19 protein-coding genes are annotated in these 20,730 nt (G+C 67.8%); 11 read left to right on the top strand and 8 right to left on the bottom strand.

The genetic code is table 11. The annotated features are described in order from the left end of the window. The 3 genes from BDO18943_RS40020 to BDO18943_RS40010 all read right to left on the bottom strand — a co-directional run. Positions 1 to 166, bottom strand: a 166-nt coding sequence (locus tag BDO18943_RS40020; protein ID WP_175026476.1) for an NAD(P)-binding domain-containing protein, incomplete at its 3' end; no start/stop codon positions are given. A gap of 16 nt (positions 167 to 182) precedes the next feature. Beyond that, positions 183 to 1,709 (bottom strand): CoA-acylating methylmalonate-semialdehyde dehydrogenase, encoded by a 1,527-nt coding sequence (locus BDO18943_RS40015; RefSeq protein WP_175026475.1) that lies wholly within the window; start codon positions 1,707 to 1,709, stop codon positions 183 to 185. Between the two features lie 111 nt (positions 1,710 to 1,820). Then, positions 1,821 to 3,140: an MFS transporter gene (locus BDO18943_RS40010; protein WP_043179404.1), complete on the bottom strand. Its 1,320-nt coding sequence runs from the start codon at positions 3,138 to 3,140 to the stop codon at positions 1,821 to 1,823. Positions 3,141 to 3,297: 157 nt separating this feature from the next. On the opposite strand from BDO18943_RS40010, the gene BDO18943_RS40005 reads away from it, so the two are divergent. The 3 genes from BDO18943_RS40005 to BDO18943_RS39995 all read left to right on the top strand — a co-directional run bounded on the left by BDO18943_RS40005 (position 3,298) and on the right by BDO18943_RS39995 (position 5,700). Beyond that, a complete protein-coding gene (locus BDO18943_RS40005) occupies positions 3,298 to 4,257 on the top strand; it encodes a LysR family transcriptional regulator (protein ID WP_043179402.1) in 960 nt (319 codons plus the stop codon). Positions 4,258 to 4,351: 94 nt separating this feature from the next. Next, the gene (locus BDO18943_RS40000) at positions 4,352 to 5,143 is read left to right on the top strand and encodes a uracil permease (protein WP_175026474.1); all 792 of its coding nucleotides are present in this window, start codon (positions 4,352 to 4,354) and stop codon (positions 5,141 to 5,143) included. A gap of 59 nt (positions 5,144 to 5,202) precedes the next feature. Then, a complete protein-coding gene (locus tag BDO18943_RS39995) occupies positions 5,203 to 5,700 on the top strand; it encodes an SRPBCC family protein (protein WP_175026473.1) in 498 nt (165 codons plus the stop codon). A gap of 242 nt (positions 5,701 to 5,942) precedes the next feature. On the opposite strand, the gene BDO18943_RS39990 is transcribed toward BDO18943_RS39995, so the two are convergent. Both BDO18943_RS39990 and BDO18943_RS39985 read right to left on the bottom strand, forming a co-directional pair. Beyond that, the gene (locus tag BDO18943_RS39990) at positions 5,943 to 6,665 is read right to left on the bottom strand and encodes a haloacid dehalogenase type II (RefSeq protein WP_175026472.1); all 723 of its coding nucleotides are present in this window, start codon (positions 6,663 to 6,665) and stop codon (positions 5,943 to 5,945) included. 206 nt (positions 6,666 to 6,871) lie between these two features. After that, positions 6,872 to 7,510 carry a hydrolase gene (locus BDO18943_RS39985; protein ID WP_175026471.1) on the bottom strand — a complete coding sequence of 213 codons (639 nt, stop codon included), beginning with the start codon at positions 7,508 to 7,510 and terminating at the stop codon, positions 6,872 to 6,874. A 190-nt stretch (positions 7,511 to 7,700) separates the two neighbouring features. Here BDO18943_RS39985 and BDO18943_RS39980 point away from each other — a divergent pair, with 190 nt between their 5' ends. From BDO18943_RS39980 to BDO18943_RS39960, 5 genes are all read left to right on the top strand, one after another. Beyond that, positions 7,701 to 8,594, top strand: a complete 894-nt coding sequence (locus BDO18943_RS39980) for a LysR substrate-binding domain-containing protein (RefSeq protein WP_175026470.1) — start codon at positions 7,701 to 7,703, stop codon at positions 8,592 to 8,594. 475 nt (positions 8,595 to 9,069) lie between these two features. Further along, on the top strand, positions 9,070 to 9,435 hold the full coding sequence (locus BDO18943_RS39975; RefSeq protein WP_235996317.1) for a hypothetical protein: 366 nt from the start codon (positions 9,070 to 9,072) through the stop codon (positions 9,433 to 9,435). A gap of 57 nt (positions 9,436 to 9,492) precedes the next feature. Next, entirely contained in the window at positions 9,493 to 11,127 is a 1,635-nt protein-coding gene (locus tag BDO18943_RS39970; protein WP_175026468.1) for an LVIVD repeat-containing protein, read from the top strand. Continuing rightward, positions 11,124 to 12,542 carry a DUF6765 family protein gene (locus BDO18943_RS39965; protein ID WP_235996316.1) on the top strand — a complete coding sequence of 473 codons (1,419 nt, stop codon included), beginning with the start codon at positions 11,124 to 11,126 and terminating at the stop codon, positions 12,540 to 12,542. The genes BDO18943_RS39970 and BDO18943_RS39965 overlap by 4 nt, the downstream gene beginning before the upstream one ends. A 1-nt stretch (position 12,543) precedes the next feature. Then, complete coding sequence (locus BDO18943_RS39960; RefSeq protein WP_235996315.1) at positions 12,544 to 14,058, top strand: hypothetical protein; 1,515 nt, start codon at positions 12,544 to 12,546, stop codon at positions 14,056 to 14,058. Here the strand turns inward: BDO18943_RS39960 and BDO18943_RS39955 are convergent. Next, positions 14,021 to 14,830, bottom strand: a complete 810-nt coding sequence (locus BDO18943_RS39955; protein ID WP_235996314.1) for an AraC family transcriptional regulator — start codon at positions 14,828 to 14,830, stop codon at positions 14,021 to 14,023. The two genes, BDO18943_RS39960 and BDO18943_RS39955, sit on opposite strands and share 38 nt — an antisense overlap. Before the next feature lie 352 nt (positions 14,831 to 15,182). Here BDO18943_RS39955 and BDO18943_RS42880 point away from each other — a divergent pair, with 352 nt between their 5' ends. After that, positions 15,183 to 15,425, top strand: a complete 243-nt coding sequence (locus tag BDO18943_RS42880) for a hypothetical protein (RefSeq protein WP_235996313.1) — start codon at positions 15,183 to 15,185, stop codon at positions 15,423 to 15,425. 185 nt (positions 15,426 to 15,610) lie between these two features. Further along, positions 15,611 to 17,860 carry a putative bifunctional diguanylate cyclase/phosphodiesterase gene (locus BDO18943_RS39945; protein ID WP_175026466.1) on the top strand — a complete coding sequence of 750 codons (2,250 nt, stop codon included), beginning with the start codon at positions 15,611 to 15,613 and terminating at the stop codon, positions 17,858 to 17,860. Between the two features lie 32 nt (positions 17,861 to 17,892). Here the strand turns inward: BDO18943_RS39945 and BDO18943_RS39940 are convergent, their stop codons facing one another. Both BDO18943_RS39940 and cheB read right to left on the bottom strand, forming a co-directional pair. Next, positions 17,893 to 18,978 carry a diguanylate cyclase gene (locus BDO18943_RS39940; RefSeq protein ID WP_175026465.1) on the bottom strand — a complete coding sequence of 362 codons (1,086 nt, stop codon included), beginning with the start codon at positions 18,976 to 18,978 and terminating at the stop codon, positions 17,893 to 17,895. 55 nt (positions 18,979 to 19,033) lie between these two features. Beyond that, the gene (cheB, locus tag BDO18943_RS39935; protein WP_175026464.1) at positions 19,034 to 20,038 is read right to left on the bottom strand and encodes a chemotaxis response regulator protein-glutamate methylesterase; all 1,005 of its coding nucleotides are present in this window, start codon (positions 20,036 to 20,038) and stop codon (positions 19,034 to 19,036) included. Between the two features lie 48 nt (positions 20,039 to 20,086). Here cheB and BDO18943_RS39930 point away from each other — a divergent pair, with 48 nt between their 5' ends. Continuing rightward, a complete protein-coding gene (locus BDO18943_RS39930) occupies positions 20,087 to 20,659 on the top strand; it encodes a hypothetical protein (RefSeq protein ID WP_205187850.1) in 573 nt (190 codons plus the stop codon). The last annotated feature ends 71 nt before the right edge of the window (positions 20,660 to 20,730 follow it).

The raw sequence follows: 20,730 nt of genomic DNA, 5'->3' as shown, positions 1-20,730 counted from the left end.
GCGCGGCCGCTTCGCGCGGCGAGCCGGCCGCCGTCGCGCCGGCGCGTACCGCGACCTCGACCGCGTGCGCGTCGAGGTCGAACACCGTCAACGCGTGGCCGGCTTTCAGCAGGTTGGCGGCCATCGGGCCGCCCATGTTGCCGAGTCCGATGAATGCGATTTCCATGTGCCAGCTCCTTGGGTCAGCGCAGCGCGATCGTCGTGTTCACGCCGCCGGCCGTCGCATCGTCGTCGAACCAGCGCGCGGTGACCGTCTTGGTCTGCGTGTAGAACTGCACGACCTGCTTGCCGTACGGGCCGAGATCGCCGAGCTTCGAGCCGCGCGAGCCCGTGAAGCTGAAGTAGGGCACCGGCACCGGGATCGGGATGTTGATGCCGACCTGGCCGATGTCGATCTCGCTCTGGAACTTGCGGGCGGCCGCGCCGCTCTGCGTGAACAGCCCCACGCCGTTGCCCATCGGGTTGCGGTTGACGAGCGCGATCGCTTCGTCGAGCGTGTCGGCTTCGAGCACGACCACCACCGGCCCGAAGATTTCTTCCTTGTAGATCGACATGTCGGTCGTCACGCCCGAGAAGATCGTCGGGCCGACGAAGTTACCCTGCTCGTAGCCGGGCACCTTCACGTCGCGGCCGTCGAGCAACAGCGTCGCGCCTTCCTTCACGCCCGCGTCGATCAGCGACAGGATGCGTTCCTTCGCGGCCTTCGACACGACCGGCCCGACGTCGGTGCCGGCTTCCGCGCCTGCATTGACCTTCAGCGCCTTCGCCTTCTCGACGAGTTCGGGCAGCCAGTCGCGCGCCTTGCCGACCAGCACGACCACCGACGTCGCCATGCAGCGCTGGCCGGCCGCGCCGAAGCCCGCGCCGACGAGCGCGTTGATCGACTGCTCGCGGTGCGCATCGGGCAGCACGACCGCGTGGTTCTTCGCGCCCATCATCGACTGCACGCGCTTGCCGTTCGCGCTGCCGAGGTTGTACACGTGCGTGCCGACCGCCGTCGAACCGACGAACGAGATCGCCTTGATGTCCGGATGCGTGCAGAGACGGTCGACCACCGTCTTGCCGCCGTGCACGACGTTCAGCACGCCCTGCGGCACGCCGGCCTCGATCGCGAGTTCGACGAGCTGCATCGTCGACAGCGGATCCTGCTCCGACGGCTTCAGCACGAACGTGTTGCCGCACACGATCGCCATCGGGAACATCCACAGCGGAATCATGCCGGGGAAGTTGAACGGCGTGATGCCCGCGCACACACCGATCGGCTGGCGCAGCGTGTAGGTATCGACGCCGCCCGCGACGTTTTCGGCGAATTCACCTTGCTGCAGCGTGCCGATCGAGCACGCGTGCTCGACGACTTCGAGGCCTCGGAAGATGTCGCCCTGCGCGTCGGGCAGCGTCTTGCCTTGTTCGGCGGTCAGCGTGTGCGCGATCCGTTCGAGATTGCGGCGCACGAGATCCTGGAACTTCAGCATGATGCGCAGCCGCGCGCCGATCGGCGTCGTCTTCCACGTCTGGAATGCGCGTTGCGCGGACGCGATCGCAGCATCGACCTCGTCGAGCGTCGCGTACGGCACGCGGCCGATCACTTCCTGCGTCGCGGGGTTGACGATGTCGCCCCATTCGGCGCTTTGCGATTCGACGAATGCGCCGTCGATCAGCAGCTTGGCGGTGGGCAGGGCGAGGGTGGTCTGGGGAACTGCGGCGTTCATGGAATTCTCCGGGAAACGGTGTGGCGACATAAAGGGGCCCCGTCACCGCCGCGCATGCGCGCGCGGCGGACGGCAGGACGAACTGAAATCGATCGGATGCGGGCCGGCGCCTCAGGCACGTGCCGGGCGCATCAGCGCGGTACACAAGAGCGCGAACACGCCGAAGCCGACGAGGTACGCGATCACGTAGTGCGGCTGGCCGCCGCCGGCCTTGAGCAGCGACGTCGCGATCATCGGCGCGAAGCCGCCGCCGATCACGCCGGCGAGCTGCACCGACAGCGAGATGCCGCTGTAGCGGATTTCCGCCGGGAACTGCTGCGCGAACAGCAGCGATTCCGGCGCATAGAGGATCGGGAACACGACGCCGAGGCCGAGCACGATCGCCCACCATGCATACGAGGTCTGCTGCGTGCCGAGCATCATGAAGAACGGCGCGGCGAACGCGCACATCAGCACGAGGCCGATCGCGAACATCCGGCGCTGGCCGATGCGGTCGCTCAGGTGGCCGCACAGCGGCATCGTGACGAGCGACAGCGCCGCGCCGGCCGTGATCGCGTGCAGCATCTCGGCCTTCGGCAGATGCAGCTGCTGCGTCGCGTAGGCGAGCGCGAACGTGACGACCATGTAGAACCAGGTGTTCTCGGCGGCGCGCGCGCCGACGATCGTCAGCACCTCGCGCGGATGGCGGCGCAGCGCGGCCATCACCGGCGACTTCTCGGCCTTGCCCTGGCGCTGCATCTTCTCGAAGTCGGGCGACTCGGGCACCTTCGCGCGGATGAACCAGCCGAGCCCGACGAGCGCGATGCTCGCGAGGAACGGCACGCGCCAGCCCCACGACAGCATGTCGGCTTCCGGCAGCGCGGCCACCGCGGCCATCGCGACCGACGACAGGATCAGGCCGAGCCCGACACCCGTCTGCGGCAGGCTGCCGAACAGCCCCTTGCGGCCCTTCGGCGCGTGTTCGACGGCCATCAGCACCGCGCCGCCCCATTCGCCGCCGACGGCCATTCCCTGCAGGAAGCGCATCGCGATCAGCAGCGCCGCGGCCCAGTAGCCGATGCTGTCGTACGACGGGATCAGCCCGATGATCATGCTCGGCACGCCCATCAGCAGCAGCGTGATCATCAGCATCGACTTGCGGCCGATGCGGTCGCCGAAGTGGCCGAACACGATGCCGCCCATCGGCCGCCCGATGAAGCCGACCGCGAACGTGCCGAACGCGGCGAGCGTGCCGACGACGGGGTCCAGCGACGGGAAGAAGATGCGGTTGAAGACGAGCGCGGCGGCCGTGCCGTAGAGGAAGAAGTCGTACCACTCGATCGTGGTGCCGGCCATGCTGGCCCAGCCGGCCAGCAGGTAGTGCTTCGCGGTGCGCTCGGGTGCCGGCGCCGCGACTGTCGCATGCTCATCGAGGGTGGATCGCGTCTGCATGGTGTCTCCGTGGTGGTGCCGCGGCTCGTGGTCCGCAGGTCACGGTCGAGTATAGTTATGCGCAGATTCATCATGTACCGATAAAGAAACCGGTTGGATATGCATTTATGCATAACGATGGCCGGCCCGGAGACTTCAGCCCCTTTTTCCCTCGCCGATGCGACATGCCACCGAGCCGGTTTCCGGCAACCTGAACTGGGACGACCTGCGCTTTTTCCTCGAAGTCGCGCGCACGCAGCGCGCGAGCGGCGCCGCGAAGCGGCTGGGGGTCGATTACACGACCGTCGCGCGGCGCATCCGCGCGCTCGAGGCCGCGATGGGCACGCTGCTGTTCGACAAGTCGCGCTCCGGCGGCTTCACGCTGACGGCCGAGGGGCAGCGGCTCGTCGCGTATGCGGACGCGATGGAGACGACCGTGCAGTCCGCGTGCGACCAGGTCGCGAACACGGGCGAGGCGCTGTCGGGCCATGTGCGGATCGGGTCGACGGAGGGGTTCGGCTGCTTTTTTCTCGCGCCGCAGCTCGCGCAGTTTCGTGCCGAGCATCCGCACGTGACGGTCGACCTGCTGCCGGTGCCGCATTTCGTGAACCTGCCGAAGCGCGAGGCCGACCTGGCGATCACGCTCGAGCGGCCCGAGCGCGGGCCTTACGTGGTCACGAAGCTGTGCGACTACCAGCTGCGGCTCTATGCGACGCGCGACTATCTCGCGAACCATGATCCGATCACCTGCACCGACGATCTCGCGCAGCACGCGTTCATCAGCTACGTCGACGATCTCGCGTTCAGCAACGAACTGCTGTACCTGGACCGCGCGGTGCCGGGCGCGACGGCCGGACTGCGCACGACGAGCGTGATCGCGCAGTATTTCGCGGCGCTGCAGGGCGGCGGGCTGGCGATCCTGCCGTGCTTCATGGCGGCCACGCAGCCGGCGCTCGTGCCCGTGCTGCCGGACGACGTGGTCGTCACGCGCTGCTTCTGGCTGACGTGCCGCGAGGATCTGCGCAAGCTGCGCCGCGTGACCGCGCTGTGGGATTACCTGCGCGCGGCGGCGGACGCGAATCGCGCGCTGCTGTCGGGCGAATCGGGGAAGCTGAGATTCGTCGGCGAGCCGGAATAGCGGAGCGAGCCGGCGGTTGAGGTGGCGACGACGTGATCGATCGGTATGAAAAAACGGCTGGCGAAGATCCGGCCGGTTATCGGGGGAAACGCAGATGGCTTTGACGCATGCGGGCAAGGTGTTCGTGGTCTGTGTGGCCGTATTCGGCGTGGCCGCGTATTGGCTCGCGTCGCGCATGGTGCGCCGCCAGAATGGCGGCATGCGCGGATCGGGCGGCGCGGTCGCATTCTGGTGGCTCGTGTGCTTTTGCCTGGTGTCGCTGTGCTTCCCGTTCGCGTACTGGATCGGCGACGAACTCTACGACCTGGCGGTATCGCCAAAATACGAGGCGACCGTCGTGTCCTACCAGTCCGAGTGGGACACCTGCGAGCGTCGCGACAGCAGCGGTCGCACGGACAAATATCGGTGCATCAAGTACACGTCGATCCTGGAAGCCGTGATGCCGAACGGCGAGCGGGTCGTGCTGCCGGGCAACATCCGCTCGGGCAGCGTGCCGGAGATCGGCGAGCGCGTCGATGTCGTGTTGCCGCAGGGCGCGAATCAGCTGCACGAGCGCAGCGTGCGCAGTGTCGGCCTGCTGGCCGGCGGCGGGCTGATGGTCGCGATGACCGGGTACTTCCTCTACCTGATCGCCGCGTACGGCGCCGGCCGGAACCTCGACGGCGCGGGCCGCTTCGGCGTGGCGGTGGTCCTGAACGGGCTCGTGCCGCTCGGCGCGTTGCTGATGGAAATCGGCTTCCTGAGCGTGCCTTACCGCTACTGGGCGCGCGGGAATCCGGAGCAGTGGCCGGTGTGGGTGCTGGCGCTCTGCCTGCTGTTCGCGCTCGGGCTGCTGCCGTTGCTGCTGATCTACGCGCGAACCGCCTGGCGTGCGGTCGTGAAGTAACGGAGGCGGCGGCGCGGTTGTGCCATCATGTCAGCACCGACAGCCGCCAGGAGACGGTCGTGGAAATTCATTCGCAGTGGACCTTCGATTGCCGGCCCGAGCATGTCTGGCCGCATTTCCTCCATGCCCGGATGGACGACACGCGGCCGTTGCTGTTCCGCCTCGGCGTGCCGAAGCCGGTCAGTTGCCGCGTGCTCGAAGGCGTGCCGGCGATCGGCAACACGCGGCAGTGCACGACCGATCGCGGCACCATCGACCAGCGGATCCTCGTGCTCGACGAGAATCGCCGGCTGCGTTACCGGATGGTGGCGTCGACGGTGTGGTGCCGCGACTGGGTCGGGCTGCTCGAGGACGAATTCACGCTGACACCGATCGAAGGCGGCAGGACACGCGTCGAACGGCGCACCGTGTTCAGCGCGCGCGGCCTCCTCAGGCCGGTTCGGCAGATCGGTCTGTGGCTCGCGTTGCAGCAGGCGCACCGGTATGCGGCCCGCAACTGGCGGCGCCTCGCGATGGCGGCGCAGGGGCAGGCGGTCGCGATGGCGCTGGCGCGCTAGGGACCTGACGGCTTCCGGCAGTGCCTTGGTCGGGGCGCTCGAGAAAGCGCAACGCGGTCAGTTTGCCTTCGACAAGACGCAGCGGGGATGACATAGGGGTACGCGGCCGCAACGGGACAGGGTTGGCGGAGTCTACCAGTCGTCTGACTAGACGCGCGACGCGCCCGATTCGCCCGACGCGCCGTTCCGCCGGCCCTGCAGCGCGGCCGGCAGCGCGCCGCGATCGCGCCCCGAACCCGGCCTCAACCCGGGCAGCCTAGCCGGTCCGCGAGTTCGTTCAGATCCTTGACGTCGAAGTCCCACGCATCGTCGGCTTTCAGATCGGTCGTCTGGCCGGGCCCGTGTTCGGTCGGCCGCAGCACGAACGCGGTCGACAGCCCCTGCCGGCGCGCGGCCGCGAGATCGCCGTTGTGCGCGGCGACCAGGCACAGCTCGGCCGGCTCGACGCCGAGAATCTCGACGGTGTCGCTGTACACCTGCGGCGACGGCTTGTACGCGCGGACGACTTCGGCGCCGAGAATCGCATCCCACGGCAGCCCCGCGCGTTTCGCGACGTCGACCATCAGCCGGATGTTGCCGTTCGACAGCGGCGCGATGATGTAGCGCCGCTTCAGCCGTTGCAGCGCCGCGACGGCATCGGGCCACGGGTCGAGGCTGTGCCACGCGAGGTTGAGCGCGTCGATGTCGGCGTCGGGCACGTCGACGATCCCGTAGCGGTCGAGCGTGCGGACGAGGTTCTCGCGGTGCAGCACGTCGAGCCGCACGTAGCGGCGGCGCCCGCTGCGGACTTCTTCCATCGACGGCGAATACTCGGCCCGCCACGCATCGGCGAATTCGAGCGGGTCGAGCGCGGGGGCGTGGCGGTCGAGGAACGCGGCGGCGCCGCGTGCCACGCCGCCTCTCCAGTCGACGATCGTTCCGAAGACATCGAAAACGAGCGCCTTGATTTCGGCAGGGTTCGTCATGGTGATCCAGTGAGGGTCGATCGATGAGGTTACGAATCGCCGTGCCGCCGGATTGCGCGGCGCCGGTTCGATCGACATTGAATCACGGATACGGAAAGACGGTCTGGCCGGCCGTGCGGGCAGCCAGGCGGCGCGGAACGGATGAGGCCGGCCGCGCGCGCGGGTGCGCGCCGCCGGCCGGAAACGTCCGCGGCCGCGCGGGCCGGTCAGTTCTTGTCGTACGAGAACTGGATGCCGGCCGTGCCGCCGGTTTCGATGAACAGATCGATGAAGGCCGGCACGGTGGCGCTGCGCGCCCAGTCGCGCTGCAACTCGCAGAACAGCTGTGCGACGCTGATCATCTGGCCGCCGGCCTGCTCGATGCGGCGCAGCGCCGCGTCGTGCGCGGCAACCGACGTGCCGCCCACCGCGTCGACGACCACGTACACCTCGTAGCCGGCCTTCAGCGCGTCGAGTGCCGGGAACGTCAGGCACGCTTCGGTCCACAGCGCGGTCATGATCAGCTTCTTGCGGCCGGTCGCCTCGACGGCCCGGCGGAACTCCACGTCTTCCCACGAATTGATGCTCGTGCGGTCGTAGGTCGGATGGCCTTCCAGCGCCGCGCGCAGTTGCGGGATCGGCGGCTTGTTCAGGCCGGTCTTCACGTTGACGGTCGAGTGGACGATCGGCAGGCCGTACGCGACGGCCGCCTTCGACGCGCCGACGATGTTGTTGATCAGCAGTTGGCGATCCATCGACGCGATGGAGTTCACCTGGACCGGCTGGTAATCGATGACGATGAACGCCGCATTCTGCGGGGTGAGCAGGTGGTCGTTCGCGGGGTCGCGAATCGGTTCGCTTGCCATGGTTGCCTCCAGAGACAGGGCAGGAAGTGAAGGGGGCCGACGGGCCGGGGCGGTGTGGCAGAGGGCCCTGACCAGAACAGTCCGGGCCACTGCGACGACCTCGATACGCGTCGAATCAAGATGCTATTCGTGCAACAAACGGCGTTCCAGTCCCTTAAAATGCCATCAGTGTTCTATCGGTGGAACAATCATGGATGACCTGAACGACCTCTACTACTTCGTGAAGGTGGTCGAACACGGCGGGTTCACGCAGGCGGGGCGCGCGCTGGACGTCCCGAAATCGACGCTGAGCCGGCGCATCGCGGCGCTGGAGGCGCAGTACGACGTACGGCTGCTGCAGCGCACGACGCGCCGGTTCACGGTGACGGAGACCGGGCGCGAATTCTACGAGCGGTGCCTCGCCGTGCTGGTCGAAGCCGATGCGGCGCGCGAGGTGATCGAGCGCCGGCACGCGGAGCCGCGAGGCATCGTCCGCGTGAGTTGCCCGACCGCGCTGCTCGAATACCGGGTGAGCGAACTGATCGCGCGCTTCATGGCGATTCATCCGCAGGTGCAGGTGCATCTCGAGGCGACGAATCGGCGCGTCGACCTGTTGAGCGAAGGCATCGATCTCGCGTTGCGGGTGCGCTTTCCGCCGCTGGAGGACAGCGATCTCGTGATGCGCATCCTCGGCGACAGCCCGCAGCGGCTGGTGGCCGCGCCGCACTGGCTCGGCGGGCGCGCCGCGCCATCGGATCCTGCCGAACTGGCCGGCGTGCCGAGCCTCGACTGGGGCCCGGCGCGGCATCACGTGTGGCAACTGGTCGGGCCGAACGGCGAGCAGGTGCCATTGCGCCATCACCCGCGCTTCATTACCGACGACCTGCATGCGCTGCGCGATGCGGCGATTCACGGCGTCGGCATCGTGCAACTGCCGTGCATGGTCGTCGAGGACGATTTGCGCAACGGCACGCTGGTCGACGTGCTGCCCGGATGGGCGCCGAAGGGCGGCGTGATCCATGCGGTGTTTCCGTCGCGGCGCGGGCTGCTGCCGCGCGTGCGTCTGTTGATCGACTTCCTGGCCGAACACATCCGCAGGGATTGACGCGCGGCTGCCGCGTTCGGCGTGTTGCCGCCGGGTGTGCCGAGGCGGCCGGGGCCGTGGCCCGGTCTGCGCGTCCCGTTGTGTTCCTTCATCGCATCGAGGCCGTTGCCCCCGGTTAGGGCGTGAGATCGAACCGCCCGGCATCGTCGCGCGCGAATCGCCCGTCGCCCGTCGTGCGTCGCCCATCGCCCATCGGGCGTCGTCGGCTCGCGAGATTCGCGTGTGACGATTCCCGAATCCGGCGCGCAACCTTGCCCGGCCAGCCCTGGCTCGGGTTACTCCGGACGCAATTTTCCGACAACCCGCAATAAGCAGATATCGCTGCATCGGGGCGCTCACTACCATTCGTCGAACGGCTGATGGCCGCGCGGATGGCCGGCCTGCCGGCACGAGATACGGCGCGGCGTCAGTGCCGATGAAACGGAGCGCCGCAATGGAGGAAGGGAGTCTGCGGCAGCGGTGTCGACTCGTCGCGTTGATCGCGACCGTGTCGGCGCTGGTGCTGGCCTACGGTGTCGCGCGACATCTGTCGCACGCGTCGACGAGACCGCCGGATCAACAGGTCTTTTCCGTCGACGTCGATCGGGACAAGGCGCGCTGGGAACGATCCGTGATCGCGATTCGCGAAGGGATGCCGGCGCATATCAACGTGCATTCGCGAGAGGCGGGTGTGCTGATGGCGCATGAAATACCGGGTGCGCTCGCGGCTTGCACCGTCGGAACCGAGCAGTCGATGGACATTCTCCCGGTCGGGATCACCGGGCGCTTTTCGCTGCACTTTCACAGCCGGACCGGCGAGCAGATCGAGGTGGCTGTCATCGAGATATATCCGGACAACTAACGATAAACCGGATCGAAACGAAATTCGAAACGAAATTCGAAATAGGAGGAGGCAAAGATGCGCGTACTGAATCGCCTGGCGATTGCGATATCGCTCGGCACACTCATGCTCGCCGGCTGCGGCGGAGACGACAACGACGTGACGAGCGCGACACCCGCCGTATCGGTGGCGGACTACGTCGTGCCACGGGTGCCCGGCTGCAGCCCGGGCGACACGCCCGAGACCGCGCTGCAAGGGCAGGTGCCGGCCGCGCTGCGCCAGTCCGGATTCGGCGGCTTCAACTGCAACCTGAAGCGCGTCAGCCAGGTTCAGGGCGAGGGCGCGTCGTGGTCGGCCGCGACCTACACCGACCGGCAGGGCCACACCTGCTTCTACCATGCAACGATGGGCGCCACGCCGGCCTTCAACAATCCCGATGCGCCGCCGCGCGTGAACCCGGGCGTGCCGGTGATCGACATCACCGATCCGGCCAAGCCGGTGCGGGTGAGTTCGCTGACGTCCACGGCGATGATCGATCCGTGGGAATCGCTGCGTGTGAACGTGGCGCGCGGCATCCTGGCTGCCGACAACGGGCTCGGTGGCGGTGGCGGCCCGGAGGTCGACCTGTACGACGTGGCGACCGACTGCACGCGCCCGCAGTTGCTTGCCAGTGTTCCCGTCGGCACGGGCGCAGACGGCGGCATCGTGCCATCCACCAAGCAGCTCGGCCACGAAGGCGGGTTTTCTCCGGATGGGTTTACCTACTACGTCGGCGGGGCGTTTACAAAATCCTATTACGCGATCGACCTGACCGTGCCGACCCGGCCGAGGATGATCTCGGCCATCAGTGTGCCGGACCTGGGCATGGGGACCATTTCCCACGGACTGTCGGTGAGCCAGGACGGGAACCGCGCGTACTTCGTCTCGTCGGGGAACGGCGGCACGGCGATCGGCATGAGCGCACCACCGCTGGACAACCCGAATGCGACCGGCGACAACGGATTCTTCGTCATCGACACCAGCGAAGTACAGAGCCGGCGTCCCAATGCACAAATGCACCGGATTGCGACGATGCCGGTGCGGGACGGCAGCATTGCACAACATACGATCTCGTTCTCCGTGGCGGGCAAGCCCTATCTGATCGAGGTCGATGAAGGCGGCTCGGGCGGGCTTCAGGATCCGGGCGCCACTGCCGTGAAGGCCGCGTGCAATGCCGGCGTGGCACCGTTCCCGATGGGGCACATCTACGACATGTCGAACGAAGCCGCGCCGCAGCTCGTCTCCGAACTGCGACTCGAAACGCACGCCGTGCAGAACTGCAGCAAGGTGATTCCCGACATTCTCGGCCTTTCCACGTTCACGTACGGGTCGCACTACTGCAGCGTCGACAACCGGGAGAACGCCACCGCGCTCGCGTGCAGCTACTTCAACTCCGGCGTGCGCGTGTTCGACATTCGCGATCCGGCAAAGCCGAAAGAGATCGCGTACTACAACCCGCCTTCGGCCAAGTCGCCCGGCGCCGGTTCCGCACACCTGATGTTCGGCCAGTACCGCCCGGGCGGCCCGGACTGGTGTGCGTCGCGTCTCGATTTCGACTTCGACCGCCATCTGCTGACGACTGCCTGCCAGGACAACGGGCTGCTCGTGCTGTCGTTCGAAAACGGCGCGTGGCCGTTTCCCGAAAGCACCAAAGCGACGGAGATCGGCAATTGACGCATAGCAGACAGGTTGCTCGCGGGTCATCGCGTGAAGCGGTCGCAACCGGCAGGGCAGGCGCGCGAGGCCGCGCCCGGCGCAATCCGGGCGTTGCCGCGCTGGCCTTGCTGGCGGCGCTCGCGATGCCGCTGACGTGCTCGGGGTTCGAAGCGGACGTGCACTTCGGTCTCACGTTCTGGCTCGCGACGCAGGCGGGGTTTGCGTCCGGCGAGGCCGACGCGATTGCGCTCGCCGACCAGCGGATGGATGCAGGCTCGATCGAATACATGACGTCGCTGCTGCAGTTTGCCTGCCTGTCGCGCTTCGCGCCCGATGCGCAGGATACCCAGGCGGCGCACTATCCGAGCGAGACCCGCGTGCCGGCCGCGTCGGCCGCCCGGATCGTGGTGCCGGACGGCCCGGCGTCACGGTCTTCGGTCGATGCCACGCTGCGGCGCGCCGAGGGTCGCAACGCGGCTTTCATGCTGGGCGAGTTCGGCCGGTCGCTGCATGCGCTGCAAGACGCGTGGGCGCATCAAGGCACGCCGTCGGTACCGGACTGGCGCCGCTACGGCATCGAATGCGCCGCCGGCCTGGCGATGGCCGCGCCGCTTGAGCGCGGTGGTCCGTCCGGCCACGCTGCCGAGATGACCTGGCGCTGGCCCGTCGATACGGAGGCGATGGCGAAGTCGACGTATCTCCAGATGACTCGTTATCCGAAGATAAACGGCGTGTCGAGAAACGCGCGCTCGTGGGAGCAGGTCCGGCCGATGCTCGCCGGTTTCATCGACGCGCGAACCAAGCACGCGAAATCCGGCTGGTTCGTCTCGAACGGCCTGAAGGACACGTCGTTTCTCGACGGCACGAGCCTGCCGGACGGCCCCGCGTGGCAGGCGGTTCGCTGGCACGGCCGGCGCGACGTGCCGAAGCCGGTCGCGCCGACCGAGCAGCCCGGCGTCGACAAGGGGCTCGTCGATTTCTACGCACGCTTCTTCAGCGACTGGGTCACGACATCGCCGGTGGACAAGCGCTGGCTGCCCGCGCTGGCTACCGGCCACGCCGGCAAGCCAGACGGCCCGCTGGTCGAGCAGTTGACCGGCTGGCGCTTGCGGGATCACGGCACCTATCTCGCGATCGGGACACCCTCGCAGCCGACGGGAAGCATCGGCGCGAGCGTGCGCAACCGCGCGTCGTTCGCGGTCTTCAAGTCGTTGAACGATGCGGTGCTGCCGCTCATCGTGGAGGGCGACAAGCCGTCACCGATCCTGCCGTTCCTGGTTTTTCCGCTGCCCGATTCGGCCGACGGAAACAAGCGTGCCGTCGCGCTGATCAAGCTGCTGGATGCGCCTTACGACACGATCGGCGTGGTGTCGGAGCAGCGCAGCGGGGCCGGCTGGAAGGTCACGGGACTGATTTCGTCTTCCGATTACTGATATGCGCGACGACTTCGAAGATGGTGCGCGTGGCACGACACCCCCCGTCGACAACGGGGTACCGCGCCGCAACGCGTGGCGGGCCCCGGGGGGGGCGGCGCTTCTCGCTTGCGCGCCGACCTGCGCGGATGCGCATGCGTGGAATATTCCGTACTACCTGCCGGTGCCGTTGTGGCTCTATGCGTACGCGGCCACCGGCACGCTGGTGGTGTCCTTCATGATCCTGGCGTTCGCATCGGGCGCGCGCATTCCGGACACGCGCGCGCCGGCGATCCGATGGCGGCGGGAAGGGCGGATACCGGCCGTGGCGCTCGCAGCGGGGCAGGCCGCGAGCATGGGCTTCGTCGTCCTGCTGATCGTGTCGGGCCTCGCCGGCACCCAGAACCCGTTCGTCAACCTCAGCATGTCGGGATTCTGGCTCTGGTTCTATCTTGGGTCGATCTACGTCAGCGCGGTGTTCGGCGACCTCTATGCGTTCACGAACCCGTTTGCGTTGCTGCTGCGGATCGTGGCGCGCGGCGTCCCGGCATTCGACAGGGGCCGGTATCGCTACCCGCGGGGCTTCGCATCGTATCCCGCGCTGCTCGTGTATGTCGCCCTCATCGCGCTGGAGCTGTTCGGCACGGCACGGCCGCGAGACGCCAGCCTGTTCCTTGCCGGCTACGCGATCTATGCGCTGGCCGGTTCGTTCTGCTTCGGCCGCGACGTGTGGCTCAGGCATTTCGATGCGTTCGGCATCCTGTGCGGATTGTGCGCACGACTGTCGCCGCTCGAGTGGCGTCGCGTGTCGGCGCGCGAAATCGGCATCAGGCTGAGGAATCCGGTCGCTGGTATGGCATCGGAACCGCCGTTCGACACCAGCGTCGTGATCTTCCTGTCGTTCATGCTGTCGTCGACGGCCTACGACGGCTTGCGCGATACGGCCGTCTGGAACACCTTCTTCTGGCGCGGCATCTATCCGCTGATCGTCGCGGTGTTTCCGGCGCTGAAAAACGACTACGCGATCGCAGGGGAACTCGTGCTCGCCGGGCAGTGGGCCACCTTTGCCGCGGTCGGGATGGCCTACCATGGCCTGTTCCGGGGTTTCTGCGCGCTCGGCGCGGCGGGATCGCGTTCGACGCTGGATGGCCACGCGTTTGCGCGGCAGTTCTGCCTGTTGCTGTTGCCGATCGCGCTGTTCTACAACGTGTGTCACTACTTCACGCTGTTCATCGACCAGGGGCGGCAGATCGTTTCACTGCTGTCCGATCCACTCGGGATCGGCTGGAACCTGCTGTCGATCGACCCGGCGCAGGTCGCGCCGACCGCGCTCCTGATCAACGTCGGCTATATCTGGCATGCGCAGGTCCTGCTGATTCTCGCCGGCCATGTGCTGAGCGTGGTCGTGACGCACGCGATCGCCGTCCGTCATCGCGTGCTGGCCGGCACCGTGGTGCGCAACCAGTTGCCGTTGCTGGTGCTGACGATCGTGCTGACGGTCAGCGGCCTGTGGATTCTGTCGCTGCCGCTCGCGTGACGTTCGCGGCACGCGGCTTGAGCCCGGACGGCGAGCATCCCCACCGTTTGCGGAACGTGGCCGAGAAGTGGCTCGTGGTCGAAAAGCCGCACGCGAGCGCGGCCTCGGTCACATCGCATCGGCCGCGTTCGATCAGGTCTCGGGCGGCTTGCAGCCGGGTCTCGACGATGTACTGATGCGGCGTCACCCCGTTGGCTTTCTTGAAGTTCCGGATGAACGAATACAGGTCGCCGGGATAGTCGACCGCTTCGGCCAGCGTCACGAGCGTCAGCGGATCGCGGAAATTGTCGCGGATGTACTCGACGGCCCGCCGCATCCCGTGCGCATGCGTGTACTCGCGGGTCTTGCGCGTCGACTCGAGATACGACATGCGGCCGAGCGCGGCTGCACCCAGGGTTTCGACATAGGTCGGCCCCGAAGGCATCCCCGCGACCGCATCTTCATGGATGCTCCTGATGATCTGCACGAGCAGATCGTCGTTCACGTCGAAGCGGGGCACGGCCGGCGTGCCGGGCAGCAGGCCGGACCGGGCCAGCCAGGACACATCGAAGTGGACGGCGAGCCACTCGATGTCGTTCGACCACCGGCTGGAACACCCGAAGCCGGGCGGCACGTAAGTCAACGGCGTGCGCATCACGTGCGGGGCCCAGCCGTTGCCGTCCGTGCGCATTTCGAATCCGGTCGGCATCTGCAGGTGCAACGCGAAGACCGGCTCGGTCGTCTCGAGATCGATCAGCTCCGACGCTTCCGCGATGTAATGATCGATCGCCACGACCCCGCGCGACGGCGTCGCCAGCTGCCTTTTCCAGCCCGCCGGCGGGTGCCAGTTCGACCGGCGTCCGTCGGGGTGTTTCGCACACAAATAACGCATCGTTGGCCGGTTCTGCATGCCTGTTCCCTTCATGTTGCCCGGATACGGGCGAAGCACGCGCTCGCCGCGATGATCCGCCTTGGAGAATCAGCACACTGTAGGGCGTCACGCTTACTCGATGCTTACCTGTCCCGGACGACGATGAAAAGCGGCGCCCCGCGTGCGGTCGAACGGCGCGACCGCAGGGCAGGGGATCGCTGGACGCGGAATCGTCCGATGTTTGCCGGTGCCGGAAGACGCGCGGCCGCCTTCCATGTCCCTTGCGGATCTGCACCTGTACCTTGTCGTCGCGGATCGGCATGACGTCGGGACGGTCGTCGCCGACATCGCGGTGGCGGCCGTGGCGCCACCGTCCGGGCCGATGGAATCGGTGTCATGGCAGACCAACCGCGCGGTGGCCGAGCAGTCGCCGTGTCTGTTCGTGCAGTCGGCCCGCGCGCGCGAGTCTTTCGGCAAGCTGACTGCCGGCGGCAAGCGCCGCACCGACCGCGCGTAACCCCTGATGCGCACGGATCCCCGGCGTGTCACGGATTGGTGTTAAATAGTTTTCGGCGCGCGTTGGCACCGCGCGTTTCACGGGGCGCACCGGGCATCGGCGTAAACCCGGGGCGAAAAACGGCACGAAGGATCGAAAACGAATCGGGCGCATCAGACCCGATCGGACCGACGGCAGGATTCATCTTGAATACCGAACCGCAAAGTTCTCGTTACAGTCTCGGGCTCGCGGCGGAAGTGCTTGCGTCCGAGCAAAGCGTGCTGAGACTGATCACGCGCAACACACCGCTGCCGGAGCTGTTGGTCGAAGTCTGCCGGCGTGCCGAGGCTTTGCTCGGCGAGGGCGCGTCATGCACGATCCTGCTGCTCGATCCCGACGGCGTGCACGTGCACGTCGGCGCCGCGCCGTCGTTGCCCGCGCAGTACAGCGCGGCGATCGAAGGCGCGTCGATTGGCCCTGCGGCCGGCTCGTGCGGCACGGCGATGTACCTGCGCCGGATGGTCGCCGTCGAAGACATCGAAACCGATCCGCTCTGGGCCGACTACCGTTCGGTCGCGTTGCCGCTGGGCTTGCGCGCCTGCTGGTCGGTGCCGTTCCTCGACGATACCGGCGCCGTGCTCGGCGCGTTCGCCGTCTATCACCGCACGCCGCGTCGGCCGGGCGACGAGGAAACCGCGTTGTTGCGCGATATCGGCAACAGCGTGGGCCTCGCGGTACACCAGGACCGGATCGCGCGACAGCTCGCGCGCAGCGAGGAACATCACCGGCTCGTGGTTAACAGCCTGCACGAAGGGATCCTCGTCGTGTCGCGCGATGGCGTCGTGGTCGCGAGCAACCCGAGCGCGAACCGGATGATGCGCGTGCACGGCGACCTCGTCGGCCGCCGGCTGTCGACGGTGATCCTGCGCAAGCTGCACGAGGACGGCTCGCCGATCGCGCCCGACGAATGGCCGAGCCGGCGCGCGCTCGAGACGGCCACGCCGATGCTCGACTACACGGTCGGCTTCGGCCTCGCGGACGGCGACGTCATCTGGGTACGCGGCAACGCGGTGCCGATCGTGAAGCCGGGCGGCAAGCAGGCCGACTCGGTGCTCGTGTCGTTCAACGACATCGGCCCCGTGCGCGAAGCGCAGCAGCAGTTGCGCTACCTGGCGACGCGCGATGCGCTGACGGGCCTCTACAACCGCCGCTGGCTCGGCGACCGCATGCGCGAGCTGTTCGGCGGACACGATGCGGCGGGCGGGCCTGCACGCGTCGCGATCCTGTTCATCGATCTCGTCGGCTTCAAGAAGGTCAACGACACGGCCGGCCACGAAGCGGGCGACGCGCTGCTGCGCAGCGTCGCCGCACGGCTCTCGGCCTGCGGGGGCGGCCAGTATGCGCTCACGCGGGTGGGCGGCGACGAGTTCGTGATCCTCGTCGAGGACTGCGCCGATCCCGACCGGCTCGCGGTGCTCGCGCGCGAGGTGATCGATGCGATCGCGAAGCCGTTCGCGATCGCGAACAACGAATACTGGCTCGGCGTGTCGATCGGGATCAGCGTCGCGCCGCGCGACGGCGACGACGCCGTCACGCTGATGCGCAACGCCGATTCGGCGATGTACGACGCGAAGCAGCGCGGCCGCAACCACTTCACGTTCTTCACCGCGCAGCTCAACCTGCGGCTGCAGCGCCGCTTCGCGATCGAGCAGTCGCTGCGGCGCGCGCTCTCGTCGGACATGCTGCGGCTCGCGTATCAGCCCGTCGTCGACGCGCGCAGCGGCCGCACGGTCGGCGCCGAAGCGCTACTGCGCTGGACGAGCCCCGAGCTTGGGCCGATGTCGCCGACGGAGTTCATTCCGGTCGCAGAAGATACGGGGCTGATCGTCGCGATCGGCCAGTGGGTGCTCGAAACCGCGTGCCGGCAGGCGGCCGAATGGCGCCGCACGATCGCGCCCGACCTGATGCTGGCCGTCAACCTGTCGCCGCGGCAGTTCCACGAGGGGCTCGTCGAATCGGTCGATCGCTGCCTCGCGCAGACGCGGCTCGATCCGTCCGCGCTCGAACTCGAGATTACCGAAGGACTGCTGATGAACGACACGGACACCGTGCTGCCGATGCTCGAGGCGCTCACGGACATGAACGTGCGGATCTCGGTCGACGATTTCGGCACCGGTTATTCGTCGCTCGCGTACCTGAAGCGCTTTCCGCTGCACAACCTGAAGGTCGACCGCTCGTTCGTGTCGGGCGTGCCCGATCATCACGATTCGGTGGCGATCACGCAGGCCGTGGTCGCGATGGCGCATTCGCTCGGGATGAAGGTCACGGCCGAAGGCGTCGAGACGCAGGCGCAGTCGTGGTTCCTGCAGCAGATCGGCTGCGACATGCAGCAGGGCTATCTGTTCAGCCGCCCGCTGGATCCGAACGACTACGCGCGCCGGCTCGGCGCCGTGTGATCGCGGCGTGCTCGGCGTTCAGCGTTCGGCGTTCAGTCGATGCGCGGCGCGCCGAAGCCGCCGAAGCCGCCGAAGCCGCCGGGGCCCGGCGTCGTCGGCGTCGCATCGATCTCGACGCGGTTCTTGCCTTCGTGCTTCGCGCGATAGAGCGCGCGGTCGGCCGCTTCGATCAGCAGGGTCGTCGGCAGGCCGGGCATCGGCACGATGCTCGCGCCGCCGATGCTGATCGTCACGGTGTTGCCGGTCGATGACTGCGCGTGCCGCAGCCGCAGCGCCTCGACCGCGAGGCGGATCTTCTCGCCGAGCAGCCGCGCGGCGCCGGGCGACGTGGCCGGCATCACGACCGCGAATTCCTCGCCGCCGAAACGCGCGGCGAGATCGCCCGACTGGCCGAGGCAGCGCTCGATGGTCGACGCGATCTGCTTGAGTACGCTGTCGCCCGACACGTGGCCGTACGTGTCGTTGTACAGCTTGAAATTGTCGACGTCGATCATCAGCAGCGACAGCTCGCTGCGCTCGCGCGTGCCGCGCCGCCATTCGGCGGCGAGGTATTCGTCGAGATAGCGCCGGTTCGACAGCCCGGTCAGGCCGTCCGAATGCGTGAGGCGCCGCAGCTCGAGATTGGCCTCGAGCAACTGCTGCTGCGATTGCCGCAGCGCGCGGTATGCCTCGTCGCGCTGCAGCAGGTTCATGTACGAGCGCGAGTGGTAGCGCACCCGCGCGACGAGCTCGATGCGGTCGGGCAGCTTCACGAGGTAGTCGTTCGCGCCGGCCGCGAACGCGGCGCTCTTGATCGTGGGCTCTTCCTGCGTCGACAGCACGATGATCGGCACGTCGCGCGTCGCCGGATTCGTCCGGTACGCTTTCACGAGGCTCAGCCCGTCGGTGCCGGGCATCACGAGGTCCTGCAGGATCACGGTCGGCCGCGTCTCGATCGCGGTGGCCATCGCGTCGTCCGACCGCGGGCAGTAATGAAAATCGATCCCTTCCTCGTCGACGAGCGCGCGCCGCACGGCTTCCGCGACGATCGTCTGGTCGTCGACCAGCAGCACCATCGCCGGCACGTCGGCGGGCGGCGTGTAGGGGCCGCCTGGCGGGCGAGTCAGGTCAATGGTCATGGTCGATGCGGGTTGTTGCGAGGGCAGGCATGGGTGTTGCGCGGGCTCATCGGGCTCAGATCCGCGCGAGCGCCGCCAGCTCGCCCGCGATGCGCCCGAGCGGCAGGATCGCGCGCGCCGCGCCGAGCGTCGCGGCCGCCTTCGGCATGCCGTACACGGCGCTCGTCGCCTCGTCCTGCGCGATCGTATGGTAGCCCTTCATCCGCAGCGCCTTCAGGCCGATCGCGCCGTCGCGGCCCATCCCCGTGAGCAGCACGCCGATCACGCGGCCGGGCCAGTGCTCGGTCAGGCTGTTGAAGAAGACGTCGACCGACGGGCGATACGGCGTGGCGGCCGGCTCGCGCGTGTATTCGAGCGTGCCGGCGCGCGTGATGCGCAGGTGGTCGTCGGTCGCGGCCAGCAGCGCGACGCCCGGTTGCGGGCGGTCGCCTTCGCGCGCGACGCGCACGGCGAGCGGGGTCTGGCCATCGAGCCATTGCGCCATGCCTTCGGCGAACGCACGGTCGACGTGCTGGACGATCACGATCGGGGCATTGAAATCGGCCGGCAGGCCGCCGAGGACCGACGCGAGCGCGCCGGGGCCGCCGGCCGACGCGCCGATCGCGACCAGCGGGCCGCCGCCGGTGCGAGGGGGCGTGCCGGCGAGGCGCGAGCCGCCGGGTGCGTCGAGCAGGCGGCCGATCTGGTCGATCTTCGCGAGCAGCAGTCTGGTCGTGTCGCCGGCCGCGCCGTCGCCGAACCGCGGCGTATCGACCGCGTCGAGCGCGCCGGCGCCCATCGCCTCGAACACGCGCCACGCATTCGCGCCGATGCAGCTCGTCACGATCAGGATCGCGCACGGTCGTTCGGATCGCATGATCCGCCGCGTCGCTTCGATCCCGTCGAATTTCGGCATGATCAGGTCCATCAGTACGACGTCGGGCGGCTGTGCGGCGCACAGCTCGACGGCTTGCGCGCCGTCGGTCGCGACCCACAGCACGCGGTGCTCGGGCCGTCGCGCGATCGCGCGGCGCATCGCCTCGACGGCAAGCGGGAGGTCGTTGACGATGCCGATGTTCACAAGCGGAATTCTCCGGTCGGTTCGTAATGTTGGAGGTGGGCCGGGTTCATGGAAGGGGCTGCCTGTTCGGCGCCGCCGGGCGGCATCGGCGGCCGGACGGCATGGCATTCTTTTCGGTTGGCGACGCCCCGCATGCTGTCATGCGGCGCGGGCGGCGGCAATCGAAAAATTTGCGCATTGCGCCGTTTCAGTGCGTTTCCTCCATGGCTGCGCAGTGTTTCGGGCGGGCAAAGGGCACGGGCCGACGAAGCGGACATGTTACCGTGGCGCCTTCGACAACAAGCATGGCCGCCACGCAGCATGGGGTACGGAAAGAGAGACCGTGACATCAGCGCCACGTATTGCCGCAGCTATCTGGTGACGCTCGGTGCTGCCTTCGCGGGCGGCAGCGCGTTTGTCCTGTCTGCCGCGCCGGCGGGCAACTGGCCGGGGTGGGGCATCGGGCTGCTCGCCGCGTTTCTGATCGGCGGCGTGCTGCTGGTTGCAATCGGACTGTTCGGCTCCGAGCGGTTCGTGCGCCGTTGCGCGGAAACGGCGTCGGGGCACGAGGCCGCGCTGATCGTCATGGCGGTCGCTTATCCCGTGTATCTTCTGCTGCGCCTGGTCTACGACAGGCGCTAGTGCAGTGTTCCGTTCTGTTTGGAACTTAAGCGACTGTTGGCGCGAATGACCTTCTGCAAGATGTCGCGCGC

The sequence above is a fragment of the Burkholderia aenigmatica genome (genome assembly GCF_902499175.1).
In the GTDB taxonomy this organism is placed as follows: Bacteria; Pseudomonadota; Gammaproteobacteria; order Burkholderiales; family Burkholderiaceae; genus Burkholderia; species Burkholderia aenigmatica.
The sequence above is the reverse complement of the archived record's forward strand: the minus strand, read 5'-3'. Positions and strand labels throughout refer to the sequence as shown.